The organism is Inquilinus limosus (assembly GCF_051487185.1).
Classification (GTDB): Bacteria; Pseudomonadota; Alphaproteobacteria; order DSM-16000; family Inquilinaceae; genus Inquilinus; species Inquilinus limosus_F.
Window position 1 is genome coordinate 1 of sequence record NZ_JAHVDK010000070.1, and the last position, 2,096, is coordinate 2,096.

The 2,096-nt window shown below is 61.0% G+C and carries 2 protein-coding genes; both read right to left on the reverse strand.

Annotation, left to right across the window (positions count from 1 at the left end; genetic code table 11):
• Positions 1 to 231: 231 nt before the first annotated feature.
• On the reverse strand, positions 232 to 561 hold the full coding sequence (locus tag KXR53_RS35415; RefSeq protein WP_437380317.1) for a c-type cytochrome: 330 nt from the start codon (positions 559 to 561) through the stop codon (positions 232 to 234).
• A 53-nt stretch (positions 562 to 614) separates the two neighbouring features.
• The gene (locus tag KXR53_RS35420; protein ID WP_437380318.1) at positions 615 to 1,859 is read right to left on the reverse strand and encodes a PQQ-dependent sugar dehydrogenase; all 1,245 of its coding nucleotides are present in this window, start codon (positions 1,857 to 1,859) and stop codon (positions 615 to 617) included.
• Positions 1,860 to 2,096 lie beyond the last annotated feature (237 nt).

Consider the following 2,096-nt stretch of genomic DNA (forward strand, 5'->3'; position numbering starts at 1 on the left):
GTCCCCATTGCCGACGTTCGGAGGCCTCCCGGGCTCCCCCGGAGCGGACGCTCGCGTCGATTGTGATAAGCCCCGAACCAGCCCCCAGTGGTCGGCCACGTCGCTCCCATGTCCAGGCATGGGAGAGATAGACGAAACCAAGCCGTTGGCGTCAGCGTCCCGATAGCGAACACCCGCCGGACCGGCAGCTGCCGATCCTGTTACGGACCTCGGTCGCTATTAATATGTGCTTCATTCGGGCGGCGTCGCCTCAATCCTGATTGCTGCGTACCATGCGGCGAGATCGATGATCTCTTCATCCGTCAAATCCTTTGCGACGATAGACATGATTTCGTGTTGCCGCTGTCCGGTTCGAAAGGCATGGAGCTGCGCCTGCAGGTAGATCTCGTTTTCGCCTGCAAGATTGGGGGCTTCCGGAATGGTGGCAATGCCGTCAATGCCGTGGCAGGTTTGACATCGCGCAGCGGCCAAAGCTCTGCCGGTCTTGATGTCGGCTGAATGGGCGAGCGCCGGAAAGGCCACGATCACAACAGCCAGGGTTCCGACTGAGTGCGTCTTCATGTCTTTGCCTGTAAGAAGGCGCGCCGGCTCCGGTGCGGCCGGCGCGCCTGCCCCTAGTCTTCGTAGGAAATTCGGTAAACCGCTCCGACGAGATCGTCGGACACCAGAATCGACCCGTCGCGCRGCTGCGCGATATCAACCGGGCGGCCGAGATATTCGCCACTCTTGTCCAGCCACCCTTCGGCGAAAACTTCCGTTGCCCCAGCGCTACCGTCCTCGTTGATCGCGGTGAACATCACTCGGGCGCCGATGGGCGTTGTGCGGTTCCAGGAGCCGTGCTGGGCCACAAAAATCCCGCCGCGATATTTTTCCGGAAACCGATCGCCCGTGTAGAAGGTCATCCCGAGATCGGCAGCGTGCGCGTCCATCTCCACTGCCGGCATGACCACATCCGCTGGTGGCTCGGAATCCTTGTATTCGTTGGTGCGGACCGAGCCTCCGCCATACCATGGGAATCCGAAATGCTGACCTGCGGCCGTCTGCCGGTTCAGTTCGCCGGGGGGAGTGTTGTCTCCCATCCCGTCGACTTGGTTGTCCGTGAACCACAGCTCGCCGTTCGCACGATTGAAGTCGATTCCTACGGAGTTGCGGACGCCGTAGGCGTAGACCTCGCGGCCGGTGCCGTCCTGGTTGACACGAATGATTCCGCCTATTCCCCACTTCTTGAAGAGATCCAGCTTTTCAGGCGGAGGCACGTTGAATCGCTGGCCGATCGAGATATAGAGCTTGCCGTCCGGCCCAACGCGGCACACGCGGGCGGTGTGGTTGTAGCTCTCCTCCTCAGGCGGGATCAGCTCGCCTTGCTTGATAACGTTGAAAGCGGCGACATCGGGACCTTCGTAATAGAACTCGGCCGCCGGGAATGAGAGCACCCGGTTCCGCTCGATGAGGTAGAGAATGCCGTCCGGCGAGAAGCAGGGGCCATTCGGGACCGCAAAGTCCAGAGACGGTGCGAAATCCTTGACCTCGTCGGCGACCCGGTCCTTATCGCGATCGGTGACGGCCCAGACCTTCGCCTTGCGGGTGCCGACGATAGTGACGATGCCCTGCGGCCCGACCGCCATGTGACGCGCGTCGGGCACGATGGCATACAAGCTGATCTTGAAGCCTTCCGGCAGCTTGACCTTTTGGAGTATCGCATTGATGGATTGGGCTTTCTTGCCTCCCTGCTCGATGATTGTGAAATCGACTGGCCCTGTCGTTTTAAATGTCGACAGCTTTTCGAGATTGTTCTGTGCGTGGGCCGAGAGACTTGCGCCGGCAAGGAGCACGGCAGAAAGCAGTGTCTTTTTCCGCATGGTTTTCCTCCCTGAGACACCCTGTGAAGAATACCACCGGGACGGGCGGAGACTGTGTGGAAACGCGCTTCAGGGAAATGCTGGAGAGCGTGCGGCCATGTCCGCTGTCGGGAGCCTACTCCGATGGCCGGTTTGGATGCGTCCACGTCGGGCTGGGCCAACCGAGAAGGGCCGGATCCGGACGATTCGGTCGATATCCGGTGTCGGGGCGCTGGCGCGATGACCGCATATGGCGCA

Coding starts and splice junctions, on each gene's coding strand:
- KXR53_RS35415 (WP_437380317.1), bottom strand. CDS start 561: ATGAAGACGCACTCAGTCGGAACCCTGGCTGTTGTGATCGTGGCCTTT.